The organism is Pseudomonas sp. NPDC096917 (assembly GCF_044762555.1).
Classification (GTDB): Bacteria; Pseudomonadota; Gammaproteobacteria; order Pseudomonadales; family Pseudomonadaceae; genus Aquipseudomonas.
The window spans coordinates 135575-149131 of the sequence record NZ_JBIWEO010000002.1 but is presented as its reverse complement, the minus strand read 5'-3'; the positions used below and the strand labels follow the sequence as shown (position 1 = coordinate 149131).

Annotated in this window: 11 protein-coding genes; 3 read left to right on the top strand and 8 right to left on the bottom strand. The window is 60.3% G+C overall.

The window, feature by feature from the left end:
- Window positions 1-21: 21 nt before the first annotated feature.
- Together ACIQYF_RS02845 and ACIQYF_RS02840 are read right to left on the bottom strand one after the other, a co-directional pair.
- On the bottom strand, window positions 22-732 hold the full coding sequence (locus tag ACIQYF_RS02845) for a PolC-type DNA polymerase III (RefSeq protein ID WP_402856582.1): 711 nt from the start codon (window positions 730-732) through the stop codon (window positions 22-24).
- Window positions 729-2663 carry a putative nucleotidyltransferase substrate binding domain-containing protein gene (locus ACIQYF_RS02840; RefSeq protein ID WP_402856579.1) on the bottom strand — a complete coding sequence of 645 codons (1935 nt, stop codon included), beginning with the start codon at window positions 2661-2663 and terminating at the stop codon, window positions 729-731. The genes ACIQYF_RS02845 and ACIQYF_RS02840 overlap by 4 nt, the downstream gene beginning before the upstream one ends.
- A gap of 269 nt (window positions 2664-2932) precedes the next feature.
- On the opposite strand from ACIQYF_RS02840, the gene ACIQYF_RS02835 reads away from it, so the two are divergent.
- The gene (locus ACIQYF_RS02835; protein WP_402856577.1) at window positions 2933-3373 is read left to right on the top strand and encodes a response regulator; all 441 of its coding nucleotides are present in this window, start codon (window positions 2933-2935) and stop codon (window positions 3371-3373) included.
- A 78-nt stretch (window positions 3374-3451) separates the two neighbouring features.
- On the opposite strand, the gene ACIQYF_RS02830 is transcribed toward ACIQYF_RS02835, so the two are convergent.
- Window positions 3452-5629, bottom strand: coding sequence for a malate synthase G (locus tag ACIQYF_RS02830; protein ID WP_402856574.1), 2178 nt, complete (start codon window positions 5627-5629; stop codon window positions 3452-3454).
- Between the two features lie 422 nt (window positions 5630-6051).
- On the opposite strand from ACIQYF_RS02830, the gene ACIQYF_RS02825 reads away from it, so the two are divergent.
- Window positions 6052-6570, top strand: a complete 519-nt coding sequence (locus ACIQYF_RS02825; RefSeq protein WP_402856571.1) for a glycine cleavage system protein R — start codon at window positions 6052-6054, stop codon at window positions 6568-6570.
- A 17-nt stretch (window positions 6571-6587) separates the two neighbouring features.
- Here the strand turns inward: ACIQYF_RS02825 and rarD are convergent, their stop codons facing one another.
- The 5 genes from rarD to ACIQYF_RS02800 all read right to left on the bottom strand — a co-directional run bounded on the left by rarD (window position 6588) and on the right by ACIQYF_RS02800 (window position 12336).
- A complete protein-coding gene (gene rarD, locus ACIQYF_RS02820; RefSeq protein ID WP_402856569.1) occupies window positions 6588-7475 on the bottom strand; it encodes an EamA family transporter RarD in 888 nt (295 codons plus the stop codon).
- Window positions 7476-7544: 69 nt separating this feature from the next.
- Window positions 7545-8519, bottom strand: a complete 975-nt coding sequence (locus tag ACIQYF_RS02815) for a serine/threonine protein kinase (RefSeq protein ID WP_402856566.1) — start codon at window positions 8517-8519, stop codon at window positions 7545-7547.
- Window positions 8520-8677: 158 nt separating this feature from the next.
- Window positions 8678-10579, bottom strand: a complete 1902-nt coding sequence (locus ACIQYF_RS02810) for a PhoX family protein (protein ID WP_402856564.1) — start codon at window positions 10577-10579, stop codon at window positions 8678-8680.
- A 192-nt stretch (window positions 10580-10771) separates the two neighbouring features.
- Window positions 10772-11536, bottom strand: coding sequence for a TOBE domain-containing protein (locus ACIQYF_RS02805; protein WP_402856563.1), 765 nt, complete (start codon window positions 11534-11536; stop codon window positions 10772-10774).
- A 59-nt stretch (window positions 11537-11595) separates the two neighbouring features.
- Window positions 11596-12336, bottom strand: coding sequence for a ComF family protein (locus tag ACIQYF_RS02800; protein ID WP_402856560.1), 741 nt, complete (start codon window positions 12334-12336; stop codon window positions 11596-11598).
- A gap of 88 nt (window positions 12337-12424) precedes the next feature.
- On the opposite strand from ACIQYF_RS02800, the gene bioB reads away from it, so the two are divergent.
- Complete coding sequence (gene bioB, locus ACIQYF_RS02795; RefSeq protein ID WP_402856557.1) at window positions 12425-13480, top strand: biotin synthase BioB; 1056 nt, start codon at window positions 12425-12427, stop codon at window positions 13478-13480.
- The last annotated feature ends 77 nt before the right edge of the window (window positions 13481-13557 follow it).

Genomic DNA, 13557 nt, shown 5'->3' with positions numbered 1-13557 from the left:
TTTGAAGCAGGGTGATGTGAGTTAGAAACTGTGCACTTGCTTGCGCCGTTGCCATTGGTTAAGCCGCTGTTGCAGGGCTTGGGGGGTGTCGATGCCTTGTGCATGGGCGCGGTTGAACAGGATCAGCGCCAGTTCCGCGGTGGCCAGCGCATCGGCGCTGGCGTTGTGGCGGTCTTCGACGTGCAGGTTGAAGTGCTGGATCCAGTCATCCAGTCCGGCCTCTCGCACATTGACCTGCGGGCACAACATCGGCGCTAACGCCGCCACGTCCATAAAGGGATGCTGTAAGCGATAACCCAGGCTGTCTTTGAGTGCGCGGCTGAGCATGTGTTGGTCAAACGGGGCGTGGAACGCGAGCAACGGACTGTCGGCGACAAACTCCATAAAGTCGAGCAGGGCATCCACCGGGTCACTGCCGGCGGCAATCGCACTCGGCCCCAGGCCGTGCAGCAATACGCTGGGGCTCAGTGGATTGTCGGTGCGTAACAAGGTGCGCTCGAACGCCTGGCCCAGATTAATGGCGCCGTCTTCGATGACCATCGCCCCAATCGACAGCACTTGGTCACGATTAAGGTTCAGACCGCTGGTTTCCAGGTCGACCACCACCCAGCGTTGGGCGCGCAGGGGGTGTTCGCTCAACCCTGCTGATTCGGTTAACTGCGCTAAACGTTGCTGCTGAGTGGAGTTCAAGCTGGGTTTTTTACGCGCCAGCAGCCAGGAAAACAGGCTCATAGCTGATACCGCAGGGCCAGGCTGCTTTGCAGGCGTTGGGCCTGGCGCAGCGCTTCACGCAGGATGCGGCGGTCCAACTGGTTCAAGTTATCGGGGTCGACACGGTTGGAATACGGGCGGTTTTGCCGGGTCTGCAATTGGTGCTGTTGCATGCGGGTCTGCTGAATGAAGTGATACGCCTCTTCGTAGGCCGAGCCGTCCAGCGGCTCAATCACGCCCAGGGTGATGAGCTGGCGCAAGCGCTCAAGGGTGTTGATGGCTTCAACACCATGGGCCAATGCCAGCAGGCGTGCACCATCAACGAATGGGGTGAGGCCTTGTACCTTGAGGTCGAGGGTGGCTTTGTCGCCGCCTTTGCGCTCCAGCACAAACTCGCGAAAGCGCCCCACGGGCGGGCGATGGCGCAGGGCGTTGCCGGCCATCATGCGCTGGAACAAACGGTTGTCGGCCACTTGCTGAAGGACCCCGCGGCGCAGTTGCTGGCAACCCTGCTCATCGCCCCAGACCACCCGCAGGTCGAAATAGATGCTGGAACCCAGCAGGTTTTCGGGAGTGGCCTCGCGGATAAACCCCGCAAAGCGTCGGGCCCATTCGGCGCGTGACAGGCACAGGTCGGGGTTGCCGGCCATGATGTTGCCTTTGCACAAGGTGAAGCCGCACGCTGCGAGGTGGGTGTTGATTTGCTGCGCAATGGGCAGCAGGCGCTGACGAATCTCAGCGGCCTGCGTGGCGTCTTCGGCTTCGAACAAGATCCCGTTGTCTTGATCAGTGTGCAAGGTTTGCTCGCGTCGTCCTTCGCTGCCGAAACACAGCCAACTGAAAGGCACGCCGGGGTCGCCTCTTTCGGCCAGCACCAACTCGATCACGCGGCACACGGTGTGGTCGTTGAGCAGGGTGATGATGTGCGTGATCTGGGTCGACGATGCGCCGTGGGCGAGCATGCGTTCCACCAGTTGGCCGATTTCGCCGCGCAGGTTGATCAGGGTGTCCAGGCGCGGGGCGTGGCGAATGGTGCGGGCCAGGTGAACGAGGTCGACCCGTTGCAGGGAAAACAGGTCACGCTCGGACACTACGCCGCAAAGACGCTGTTCTTTGACCAGGCACACGTGGGCGATGTGCCGTTCAGTCATGGCAATGGCGGCATCAAAGGCGCTGTGATCAGGGGACAGATAAAACGGCCCCGGCGTCATGTGCGTCTCAATGGCTTGCTCAAAGTCATGAATACCCTCGGCCACCACATGGCGCAGGTCGCGCAGGGTGAAAATCCCCAGCGGCGCCTTGTGTTCGTCAACGATCACGATGCTGCCCACTTGTTGCTCGTGCATCAGGCGCACGGCCTCGCGCAGGGCTGTGTGCGGGCTGCACGTGACCGGGTGGCGCATGGCCAGTTCACCCAGGCGGGTGTTGAGCGAGTATTGCGTGCCCAGGGTCTCAACGGCTTTTTGCCGCACTTGCTGATTGACCTTGTCGAGCAGGCTGCTGACCCCGCGCAGGGCGAAGTCGCGGAACTCGTCGGACAGGGCGAACAGTTTGATAAACGCGGCTTTGTTCAGTTGCAGGCAGAACGTGTCTTCTGCGGCCCGATGCTCGGTGCGAGTGGCGCGTTCACCGAGCAAGGCGGCCAGCGGGAAGCACTCGCCCGCTGTGATTTCAAACGTGGTTTCGGCCACGTCGCGCCCCTCGTGCGTGCGCTCGCCCACTACACGGCCCTGCTTAACGATATAGAAGTGTTCGACCGGTCCATCGGCAGGCCGAATGATGCTGTCACCGGGGCCATAGAAGCGCAGTTGGCACTGCTCCACTAGAAACGCCAGGTGAGCGTTTTCCATTTGGTTAAAGGGCGGGAATCGCTGCAAGAACTGCATGGTGCCGTGAATGTTCTGCAATACAGCAGTTTTCCCTGCCTGGAGAAACGCATCCGATTTACTCATTACCGTTACCGCATTGTTGGCCGTTGTTGTTATGACGGGACGGGGCCCCTGCTGACCCTCATGCTCGGTTGTCTGCACGCAGGTGCCCATTGGACGTAAGTCTAGGGACACCGCCTGGAGCCCCCGATTTTCGACGAGGTGCGTGCTTTTTGTTTATTTCATGTGGCGTGTGCTTGGAAACTGTCTTGTCTGAGTGCACATTGAGTACATAAAAAGATAACTGATAGGACCGCTGGGTTATTTCGCCCGTGGCAGCTTTCGAGAAGGCTATGACTGATCACGATATTTTGAGCGCTGCCGAACGTGAGGCCTTGAGCGAGGTGATGCAAGCACCCGCGCAGGCCGAGCAGTGGGTATTGATCGTGGACGATGATCAGTCTGCGCGTGAATTGCTGGCGGAGCTTCTCTCGTTGCATGAGATCGAGTGCCTGACGGCGAGCAATGAAAAGCAGGCGTTGATGTTGCTCGATTCTGAGCGGCCGATTGGCCTGCTGCTGACTGACTTGCGCATGGAGCCCCACGATGGCTTGCACCTGATCCGCAAGGTGCGCGAATCGGATCGCGCGCTGTTGCCGATCATCATCATGTCGGGCGACGCAGGGGTGCGTGACGCCATCGAGGCGATGCACCTGAACGTGGTGGACTTTCTGCTCAAGCCCATCGATACGCACAAGCTGCTGAAGCTGATTAAGCGGGAACTAAACCTGTAGGCGCTCGCTTCGCGATCTTTTAAACATCAAAAGATCGCGAGCAAGCTCGCTCCTACAGCGGGTGTGGCGCGACTGGAATTACAAGCCGTTTTTAGCCTTGAACTCACGACGACGACGGTGCAGCACCGGCTCGGTGTAGCCGTTTGGCTGTTTAGTGCCTTCGATCACCAGTTCGACCGCCGCCTGGAAGGCGATGTTGCTGTCGAAGTTTGGTGCCAATGGACGGTACAGCGCGTCGTTGGCGTTTTGGCGATCAACCACCGGTGCCATGCGCTTGAGGCTCTCAAGTACCTGAGTCTCGTTGACAATGCCATGACGCAGCCAGTTGGCGATGTGCTGGCTCGAAATACGCAGCGTCGCACGGTCTTCCATCAGGCCGATGTCGTTGATGTCCGGCACTTTCGAGCAACCCACACCCTGGTCGATCCAGCGCACCACGTAACCCAGAATGCCTTGCGAGTTGTTGTCCAGTTCGTTCTGGATTTGCTCAGGCGTCCACTGCGGGTTCACGGCCAGCGGGATGGTCAGGATGTCATCGACCGAGGCGTGCGCGCGCTTGGCCAGTTCGGCCTGACGCGCGAACACGTCAACCTTGTGGTAGTGCAGCGCGTGCAAAGCCGCGGCTGTCGGCGAAGGCACCCAGGCGGTGTTGGCACCGGCCAGCGGGTGAGCGATTTTCTGCTCCAGCATCGCCGCCATCAGATCAGGCATGGCCCACATGCCTTTGCCGATTTGCGCGCGGCCTTGCAGGCCCGTGCTCAAGCCGACATCGACGTTGTTGTTTTCGTAGGCCGAAATCCACTTCTCGGCTTTCATGTCGGCCTTGCGCACCATCGGCCCGGCTTCCATCGAGGTGTGGATCTCGTCGCCAGTACGGTCCAGGAAGCCGGTGTTGATGAACACCACGCGCTCGCTGGCGGCCTTGATGCACGCCTTGAGGTTGACGGTGGTGCGACGCTCTTCGTCCATGATCCCGACTTTGAGCGTATTGCGTGGCAGCTCGAGCACGTCTTCGATGCGCCCGAACAGCTCGTTGGTGAACGCGGCTTCTTCCGGGCCGTGCATCTTCGGCTTAACGATGTAGACCGAACCGGTGCGGCTGTTTTTGCGCGTGGCTTGGCCGTTAAGGCTGTGGATCGCTGCCAGGCTGGTCAACAAGCCATCGAGGATGCCTTCAGGCACTTCGTTGCCGTCTTTGTCGAGGATTGCGTCGATGGTCATCAGGTGACCCACGTTACGCACGAACAGCAGTGAACGGCCATGCAGGCTGACCGTGCCGCCATTGGGCGCTGTGTACTCGCGGTCCGGGTTCATGGTGCGGGTGAAGGTGGTGCCGCCTTTGGAGACTTGTTCGCTCAGGTCGCCCTTCATCAGGCCGAGCCAGTTGCGGTAGATCACCACTTTGTCGTCGGCATCGACGGCGGCGACCGAGTCTTCGCAGTCCATGATGGTGGTCAGCGCGGCTTCCATCAGCACGTCTTTGACACCTGCCGTATCGGTTTGGCCGACAGGGCTTGTGGCGTCGATCTGGATCTCGAAGTGCAGGCCATTGTGTTTGAGCAACACAGCGGTCGGCGCCGAGGCCGAGCCGTGGTAGCCGATCAGTTGCGCAGTGTCGCGCAGGCCGGTGAGGGCGCCGCCCTTGAGCGTGACCTGCAAGGCACCGTCGACAATCGTGTAGGCGGTGCAGGCAACGTGCGAGCCGCTGGCCAGCGGTGCGGCTTCGTCAAGGAAGGCGCGGGCGAAGGCGATGACTTTGTCGCCTCGGACCTTGTTGTAGCCTTGACCCTTTTCGGCGCCCTCGGCTTCGCTGATGGCATCGGTGCCGTACAGCGCGTCGTAGAGCGAGCCCCAGCGGGCGTTCGACGCATTGAGGGCAAAGCGCGCATTCATGACCGGCACCACCAACTGGGGGCCAGCCATGCGAGCGATTTCGTCATCGACGTTTTGCGTCGTTGCCTGGAAATCAGCCGCTTCTGGCAGCAGATACCCAATGTCTTGTAGAAAGGCTTTGTAAGCCACGGCGTCATGGGCCTTGCCAGCCTGAGCCTGGTGCCAGGCGTCGATCCGCGCCTGCAAATCATCGCGTTTGGCGAGCAGTGCTTTGTTCTTGGGTGCCAGGTCATGGATGACCTTGTCGGCACCGGCCCAGAACTGGTCGGCGTTGAGGCCGGTACCGGGTATGGCTTCGTTGTTGACGAAGTCGAACAGGACTTTGGCGACCTGCAGGCCACCGACGTGAACGTGTTCAGTCATTGCTTGCCTCACTCATTTTTATTTAAAGCCTGGAGCGCTTCTCAAAACACCGCCTGAGCGGGTTTGTACGGGGGTAAAGCAGACGCCTTGACCGACCTTGTTGCTAATTATGTAGTGGTCGCCGAGGCATACTACATGATCATTTGCCGATGTGAAAATCAGACTAGCTACGTCTTTGTGCGACTGTTTTTAAGCTATCGGTCACGTAGAAGTACGGGATGTTCTCAAGAAACACACAGGTTGTTCCAGATAATTCTAAAAACAGTACACAATTTGTTCGTGGTTGATCCCCGTGGGCGCTGTCGAGGGACGAAGACTGCGATCTTTCCAGATCAAAAGATCGCAGTCTGCACCAGCTCTCACGCAGACGCTGCCTATACTCACCCGACCCCCCCTAATCTAATAAGAGAAGAGAACCTGTCATGAACCATCTCGTGATTACGGTGTTTGCCCCGGACAAGGCCGGGCAGGTCGAGCGCATTGCCCAATGCATCGCCGAGCATGGCGGCAATTGGCTGGAAAGCCGGATGTCGCGCATGGCCGGGCAATTTGCCGGGATCTTGCGCGTGGGGGTGCCCGCCGAGGCCCATGACGGGCTGGTCGAGGCGCTGCACGGTTTGGCGCCAGAAGGGATTCGGATTTTGATCGCCGAAAGCGGCATTGAGCAGTCCTGCACCTGGAAGCCCATTGCCATGGAGCTGGTGGGCAATGACCGCCCCGGCATCGTGCGCGACATCACCCGGGTATTGACGGAGCAGGGCGTTAACCTTGAGCGGCTGGTGACCGATGTGCGGCCCGCGCCCATGAGCAACGAGCCGCTGTTTCATGCCGAAGCGATTCTGGCGGTGCCGCTGACGTTGTCGCTGCACGTATTGCAGGAACGTTTGGAGGCGTTGGCCGATGAAATGCTGGTTGAGCTTAAATTACGCACAGACGAGTAAGCCTGTGCGTTTTTTGATCAGGCGTTTCGGCGCATGCTCAGCCACGCGTCGAGGCTATACACCACCAGACCCGCCCAGATAAATATGAAGGCGAGCAAGGTGCTTTCGGACAAGTGCTCGCCAAACACATACACCGCCAGGGTTAACACCAGCGTCGGCGCCAGGTACTGCATAAAGCCGAGTGTGGTGTAGGGCAAATGCCGGGCGGCGGCGTTGAAGCAGACGAGTGGAATCAACGTTGCCGGGCCTGCCGCCACCAACAGCCATGCCTGGGATGTCGTCCAGAATTCGGCGTGGGCACTGTTGGCCTCGGGGTGTATCAGCAGCCAGACGATAGCGATGGGCACCAGAATCCAGGTTTCGACCACCAGCCCCGGCAGCGCCTTGACCGGCGCCTGTTTGCGAATCAGTCCGTAAAAGCCAAAGGTCAGCGCCAGTACCAGCGACACCCACGGCAGGCTACCGACTTGCCACACTTGTTGCGCAACACCCACGACGGCCAGACCTACGGCAATCCATTGCAAGCGACGCAAACGCTCGCCCAGCAGCAACATGCCGAGCAGCACGTTTACCAGCGGGTTGATGTAATAACCCAGGCTGGCTTCGAGCATACGGTCGTTGTTGACCGCCCACACGTACGTCAGCCAGTTAATCGCGATCAGCAGACCGCTGCCGGCGAGTACAGCGATGCGCCTGGGGTTGTCGCGCAGTTCTTGCCACCAGCCGGGGTGTTTCCAGACCAGCAGTAGAAGTGAGCCGAACAACGCTGACCAGAGCACTCGGCTGACGATGATTTCGGCGGCGGGTACGCTCTCTAGTAGCTTGAAGTAGAGCGGGAAGAGCCCCCAGATGACATAGGCGCTGAGGCCTAAAATGTACCCGCGACGCGGGTTTGCGGCTTGCATGCAGAATCCTTGCTTAGGCAACTGACGGGTGCGGCAGGAGCGCGCGGGCTCCTGCCGGGGGGCATGATCTTAAAACAACTTCAGCGGTTCTTCATTCAGTGCCGACAGTTGTTCGCGTAACGCCAACACCTGGTCGCCCCAATAGCGCTCGCTGCCAAACCACGGAAAGCTGTGCGGGAAGGCCGGGTCGTCCCAGCGGCGGGCCAGCCACGCGCTGTAGTGCATGAGGCGCAAGGCGCGCAGCGGTTCGATCAAGGCCAGTTCACGCGGGTTGAAATCGTGGAACTCGCTGTAGCCGTCCATCAATTCGGACAGTTGGCCCAGGCATTCCTGGCGATCACCGGCCAGCATCATCCACAGGTCTTGCACGGCTGGACCCATGCGGCAGTCGTCGAGGTCGACGATATGGAACACGTCGTCGCGGCACATCATGTTGCCGGGGTGGCAGTCGCCGTGCATGCGGATGTTGGTGTGCGGGGTGGCGGCGTACACATCCTCGACCCGCTTGAGCAGATCACGGGCCACAGACTCGTAGGCAGGCAACAGGCTGCGCGGAATGAAGTTGCCTTCGAGCAACGTGGTCAGCGAGTCATGGCCGAAGTTCTTCACGCCCAGGGCTTCGCGGTGCTCAAACGGCTTGGTGGCCCCAACGGCATGCAGGCGGCCCAGCAGTTGGCCCAGTCGATACAGCTGGTCGAGGTTGCCCGGCTCGGGCGCACGGCCGCCACGGCGTGGAAACAGGGTGAAGCGAAAGCCCTCGTGTTCGAACAGGCTTTGGCCGTTGTGAATCATTGGGGCGACCACCGGCACTTCGCACTCGGCCAGTTCGAAGGTGAAGCGGTGTTCTTCGAGAATGGCTTCGTTGGTCCAGCGCTGCGGGCGATAGAACTTGGCGATCAGCGGTTCCGAGTCTTCGATGCCGACCTGGTACACGCGGTTTTCGTAACTGTTGAGCGCGAGCACGCGGGCATCGCTGAGGAAACCAATGCTTTCGACGGCGTCGAGCACCAGATCAGGGGTAAGTGTTGCAAACGGATGAGACATGCTGACTCCTGCGCGCAGCAGGCTGCCGCGTCCGGCCATGCATCTTAGCGTAGACCGCTTACAACCTGGCACAAAACCTGTGGGCGCTGGCGCAGGCTGCGATCTTTTGATCTGTTGAAAAGATCGCAGCCTTCGTGCCTCGTCAGCTCCCACAGTGGTTAGCTGCCGACGATGCCGCCGTCTTCGCGGCTGATGGCCATGACGGATGAGCGGGGTTTGCCGTTGGGAGTGTGCTCGGGGAAGGTCGAGCCGCCGTTTTCACCAGGATGCTGGATGCCGACAAACAGGGTTTTCTGGTCGGGTGAAAAGCTGATGCCGGTCACTTCGCAGCCGATCGGGCCGACCATGAATCGGCGAATTTCGCCGCTGTCGGGGTCGGCGCAGAGCATTTGGTTGTTGCCCATGCCAGCGAAGTCGCCGCTGTTGCTGTCATCGCCGTCGGTCAGGATCCACAGCCGCCCGGCGTCGTCAAAGCCCAAGCCGTCCGGGCTGTTGAACATGTTTTGCGGGGTGATGTTGGGCGAACCGCCCTTGGGCTGTTTGGCGTGGACCACCGGGTTGCCTGCGACCACGAACAGGTCCCAGTCGAAGCTGTTCGCGCCGTGGTCGTCGTTGTGGGTTTTCCAGCGCAGGATCTGCCCGTAGACGTTTTTCTCGCGCGGGTTGGGGCCGCCCACAGGCTGCCCGTCTTCGCCGCGCTTGGCATTGTTGGTGAGGGTGCAATACACCTGGCCGTCTTTAGGACTGACCACGATCCATTCCGGACGGTCCATGCGCGTGGCGTTGACCACGCTGGCCGCCAGCCGGGCGTGAATCAGCACCTGCGCCTGGCTGGCAAAGCCCTTGCTTGCGTCGAGGCCGTTTTGCCCGTGGCTGAGATCGATCCACTGCCCCTGGCCCTTGGGGTGATCGGGGTTGTTGTCACCTGCGTCGAAGCGCGCCACATACAGCGTGCCGTGATCCAGCAGGTCGCGATTGGCCTTGGGGTTTTGATGATCGATCTTGTCGCGGCTGATGAATTTGTAGATGAACTCACCGCGCTCGTCGTCGCCCATGTACACCACGGCGCGCCCATCGCGGGTTTGCGCCAGTGCGGCGTTTTCATGCTTGAAGCGGCCCAGCGCGGTGCGTTTGACCGGCACTGACTGCGGGTCGAACGGGTCAATTTCGACCACCCAGCCGTGACGGTTGAATTCGTTGGGGTTGAGCGCCAGGTCGAAGCGCGGATCGTGCAGGTGCCAGTTGATGTCTTTGCTGGTGGTGACGGCGCCGTAGCGTTTTTGCGCGGGGTCGAAGGTTTGCTTGGGATCAGAGCTGCCAAAGCAGTCGGTGAAGTTTTCTTCGCAGGTCAGGTAGGTGCCCCATGGCGTTTTGCCGTTGGCGCAGTTTTGAAACGTGCCCAGCACACGCGAGCCATTAATATCAGCTTGGGTGCGCAGCAAGGCGTGGCCTTCGGCGGGGCCGCTGAGGCGGATCGGGCTGTTGCCGTGGATGCGCCGGTTGAAGGGCGAGCCCTGCACAAACTGCCAGCCATGCTCTTTGCGTTGAACTTCGATTACCGACACGCCCTCGCTGGCCTGGGCCTTGCGCACCTCTTCGGCCGACGTGGGCTGGCCGCCATGCGGGTAAAGGTAGCGATAGTTGGTGTATTCGTTGTTGATCGCCAGCAGGGCGCGGTTCGGGTCATCGGGGAACGCGAACAGGCTCATGCCGTCGTTGTTGTCGCCGAACTGCACCTCCTGGGCTTCGGCGCTGCCATTGCCGCTCGGGTCGAAGGCCGGGCCGTTGACGTGCAAGGGTTGGCCCCAACTGATGAGTACCGAGGCGCGATAACCGGGCGGCAGGCTGAGGGTGTCGCTGCTGGCGGCGTTGATGCTTTCAAAGCCGAGCAACGGGCTGGAGGCGGCGCTGACACCGTTGGCCAGCGCGCTGCGACTCAACAGGTTGCCCCCTAAAAACATGGCCGCCCCGCACAGAGCGCCGGCGCTGATAAAACGCCGCCGACTGAGGCCGATCATTTGCTCAAGGTCGGTGAGTTGTTGTTCTTCTAACAGGTTCATATCGCGCAGGCTCTCGAAGGTTTTTGCAGCAACCTTAAGCAGCGGGTATGACAGCGATGTTTCAGATTTTAGGCGAGCCCGCCCAGGCGCCTCTGCTGCAGGCTGCGATCAGGGCCGCTGGACCTTCAACAACAGAGTCGCGATGCAAACCATCGCGGCCTGCGGCAGCGGCTACAGGGCGTTGGGCTTTCTTTAAAGCGGTGTACCCAGCAACACCAGCGCCGGCGAGAACTGCACATTGACCGGGCTGCCGACCTTCAACTGGAGTGTTTCGAGTTGTTGCGTTTCGGTCAGGGCGCACAAGATTTGGCCGCTGTGCAGGCTGATGCGCACTTCGCTGGGGCCATCGTCGGCGTGGAGAATTTGTTCGATTTGCCCCTGCAGTTGATTGTGTTCAGGCACCGCGGGTTGGTCCGGGGCAGTCAGTTGCAGCCATCGCGCTTTGATCAGCGCCACCACCGGGGCTCCGATGCTCAATTCCAGGCGCTGGGTACTGTCGCGGGTAATGTGTGCGTTCAGCGTCAGACCACCGGGCAACGCCAACTGAATCAGATCATTGTGCCCATGGGGCTCGATGGCTATCACGCTGCCGTGCAACTGGTTGCGAGCGCTGGTCCTGAGCATCAACCGACCTAGCAGATCGAGGTCGCTGCTGTCCTCGGCAGCGTCCAGTACCTGGCTCTGTAGCACCTGCAAGCGCTGATACAGCCGCAGTACCCGCTCGCCGGCAACAGACAAGTGCGCACCGCCGCCGCCTTTACCGCCGACACTGCGTTCAACCAGCGGGGTTTGTGCCAGGTTGTTCAGCTCATCAATGGCGTCCCACGCGGATTTGTAGCTGATGCCCGCGCTTTTGGCCGCACGGGTGATCGAGCCTTGCTCGGCGATGTGTTGCAACAGGGCAATGCGCTGTGGGCGGCGGGCGATGTGTTGCGTCAGCAAAGTGGGTAGCGGCATGGCGGCGTGTTTCGCAAAGCGGGCAGAGCCTCGGAAAGTGCCTGCTCAGCGAGGTGCCGTCAAGGTGGCCCGTCGGGCTTGGGCGTTCGCGCCAGGCAGTACACATCCACCCGCCGCGCCCCTGCCTCGAGTAGCAGGCGAGCCAGGCTCTGAGCAGTGGCACCTGTGGTGAGCACATCGTCCACCAGCGCGAGGTGCAAGCCTTGCACCTCAATCCCCGGCGCAAGGCTGAAGGCTTGCAGCAAGTTGCGTTTGCGGGTCTTGGCGTTGAGTGCCTGTTGCGCGGTGGTGTCTTGGGGGCGCAGCAGCCAGTGTTCTCGACAAGGGATTTTCAAGTGTGCGCTGAGCCAGTCTGCGAGCATGGTCGACTGGTTGTAGCCCCGTTGGCGCAGGCGCTGAACAGACAGCGGCACGGGCAGTAAAAAGTCGGGCGGCTCGTTGCCTGTATCGAAGTGATTGCGCAGCGATTGGCCGAGAAGTTCGGCTAACAGTCGGCCATAGGGCCACTTGCTGTTGTGTTTAAAACCAATGATCAAACTGTCGACTGGAAAGCCATACACCCACGGCGCATGTACCGCCTCGAAGGCCGGAGGTTGCTTGAGGCAAAAGCCACAGGTGAGCCCCTCCATTGGCAAGGGCAATGCGCAGCGCTGACAACTGTCGCCTAACCAGGGCAGTTCAAGTTCACACGCCGTGCATAGCGCGAGGCGGGTATGGGTGCGTTCATCACACAATAAACAGGTTTGGTTATTAAATAACCAGCTGTCAACCAGCGCTCTCAAGCGCGGTTGACAACTCATGTCACATCCTTAAACATGCCGAGCATCCGTGCCGTGCCTGGGGCGATTGCCTCAGGTTCTAGTCAAAGCATAAACAAGAGAAACGCCGATGAGCGCCAGCACCCTTGCCAACTTGCGACATGATTGGACTTTAGCCGAGGTCAGGGCGTTGTTTGTCCAGCCGTTCAATGACCTGTTATTTCAGGCGCAGACCGTTCACCGCGCGCATTTCGACGCGAATCGGGTTCAGGTTTCGACGCTGCTTTCGATCAAAACCGGCGCGTGCCCGGAAGATTGCAAATATTGTCCGCAGTCGGGCCACTACAACACGGGCCTGGAAAAAGAGAAGTTGATGCAGGTGCAGGCGGTGCTCGAAGAAGCCGCACGGGCCAAGGCCATCGGCTCGACGCGTTTTTGCATGGGCGCGGCCTGGAAGCACCCGTCTGCCAAAGACATGCCCTATGTGCTGGAGATGGTCAAAGGCGTAAAAGCCATGGGCCTGGAAACCTGCATGACGCTGGGCAAGCTTGATCAGGAGCAAACGGCAGCGCTGGCGCACGCCGGGCTGGATTACTACAACCACAACCTCGACACCTCGCCGGACTTTTACACCCGCATCATCACCACCCGTACCTACAGCGAGCGCCTGCAAACCCTGAGCTACGTGCGTGATGCCGGGATGAAAATCTGTTCCGGCGGGATTCTGGGCATGGGCGAGTCGCTGGACGACCGCGCGAATCTGTTGATCCAGCTGGCCAACCTGCCCGAACACCCGGAGTCGGTGCCGATCAACATGCTGGTGAAAGTGGCGGGCACGCCGCTGGAAAACGCTGAGGACATCGACCCGTTTGATTTCATCCGCATGCTGGCAGTGGCCCGGATAATGATGCCTAAATGCCATGTGCGGTTGTCGGCCGGGCGTGAGGCGATGAACGAGCAAATGCAGGCGCTGGCATTCCTTGCCGGGGCCAACTCGATTTTCTACGGCGACAAATTGCTGACCACGGCCAACCCGCAGGCCGACAAAGACATGCAGCTGTTTGCGCGCTTGGGCATCTTGCCTGAAGCCCGTGAAGAGCACGCCGACGAGGTACATCAGGCGGCGATTGAGCAAGCGCTGATCGAACACAAATCCAGCGAACAGTTCTACAACGCTGCGGTTTAACCACACAGTTTGTAGCCGCTGCCGCAGGCCCTTCGCTTTTGGTTCAACAGCAGGGCCGCCTGCGACAGCGGCTACAA

What these genes read in the sequence shown, in the direction of transcription:
- ACIQYF_RS02845 (WP_402856582.1), bottom strand. Translation starts at nt 732, where the DNA reads ATGAGCCTGTTTTCCTGGCTGCTGGCGCGTAAAAAACCCAGCTTGAAC.
- ACIQYF_RS02840 (WP_402856579.1), bottom strand. Translation starts at nt 2,663, where the DNA reads ATGAGTAAATCGGATGCGTTTCTCCAGGCAGGGAAAACTGCTGTATTG.
- ACIQYF_RS02835 (WP_402856577.1), top strand. Translation starts at nt 2,933, where the DNA reads ATGACTGATCACGATATTTTGAGCGCTGCCGAACGTGAGGCCTTGAGC.
- ACIQYF_RS02830 (WP_402856574.1), bottom strand. Translation starts at nt 5,629, where the DNA reads ATGACTGAACACGTTCACGTCGGTGGCCTGCAGGTCGCCAAAGTCCTG.
- ACIQYF_RS02825 (WP_402856571.1), top strand. Translation starts at nt 6,052, where the DNA reads ATGAACCATCTCGTGATTACGGTGTTTGCCCCGGACAAGGCCGGGCAG.
- rarD (WP_402856569.1), bottom strand. Translation starts at nt 7,475, where the DNA reads ATGCAAGCCGCAAACCCGCGTCGCGGGTACATTTTAGGCCTCAGCGCC.
- ACIQYF_RS02815 (WP_402856566.1), bottom strand. Translation starts at nt 8,519, where the DNA reads ATGTCTCATCCGTTTGCAACACTTACCCCTGATCTGGTGCTCGACGCC.
- ACIQYF_RS02810 (WP_402856564.1), bottom strand. Translation starts at nt 10,579, where the DNA reads ATGAACCTGTTAGAAGAACAACAACTCACCGACCTTGAGCAAATGATC.
- ACIQYF_RS02805 (WP_402856563.1), bottom strand. Translation starts at nt 11,536, where the DNA reads ATGCCGCTACCCACTTTGCTGACGCAACACATCGCCCGCCGCCCACAG.
- ACIQYF_RS02800 (WP_402856560.1), bottom strand. Translation starts at nt 12,336, where the DNA reads ATGAGTTGTCAACCGCGCTTGAGAGCGCTGGTTGACAGCTGGTTATTT.
- bioB (WP_402856557.1), top strand. Translation starts at nt 12,425, where the DNA reads ATGAGCGCCAGCACCCTTGCCAACTTGCGACATGATTGGACTTTAGCC.